Source organism: Legionella drozanskii LLAP-1 (assembly GCF_001467585.1).
Taxonomy (GTDB): Bacteria; Pseudomonadota; Gammaproteobacteria; order Legionellales; family Legionellaceae; genus Tatlockia; species Tatlockia drozanskii.
The window spans coordinates 37,534-37,886 of the sequence record NZ_LNXY01000021.1 but is presented as its reverse complement, the minus strand read 5'-3'; the positions used below and the strand labels follow the sequence as shown (position 1 = coordinate 37,886).

The window sequence follows — 353 nt, the reverse complement described above, 5'->3', positions numbered from 1 at the left end:
TGGACAATATTTTATAGTAAATCTTTTGTCGTTCACTAATTTTTACAAGGAGTTGCGTAGTGGGTCATCGTCATTTTAATTATCTAAAGCGCTGTCAAATTTTAGCGCTTTGGAAAGCTGGTTTTAATCAAACTCAGATAGCAAAAGAAATTGGTGTACATAAATCGACAATCTGCCGTGAGTTTAAGCGTAATATTACGTTTGTAAGAACAAGATTAGGTTATTGGACTTACAAGCCGGATTATGCGCAAACATATGTGAAGGAGAGAAGAAAAGCAAAAAGATATTTCTACAAAATTTACTAAAGAAGTTGCTGAATTTGTCAAAGAAAAATTATTGGAAGATTGGAGCCT

General features: G+C 33.1%; 1 protein-coding gene. It reads left to right on the top strand.

The genetic code is table 11. The annotated features are described in order from the left end of the window. Positions 1-59 precede the first annotated feature (59 nt). Positions 60-305, top strand: a complete 246-nt coding sequence (locus tag Ldro_RS09240) for a helix-turn-helix domain-containing protein (protein WP_058496141.1) — start codon at positions 60-62, stop codon at positions 303-305. The last annotated feature ends 48 nt before the right edge of the window (positions 306-353 follow it).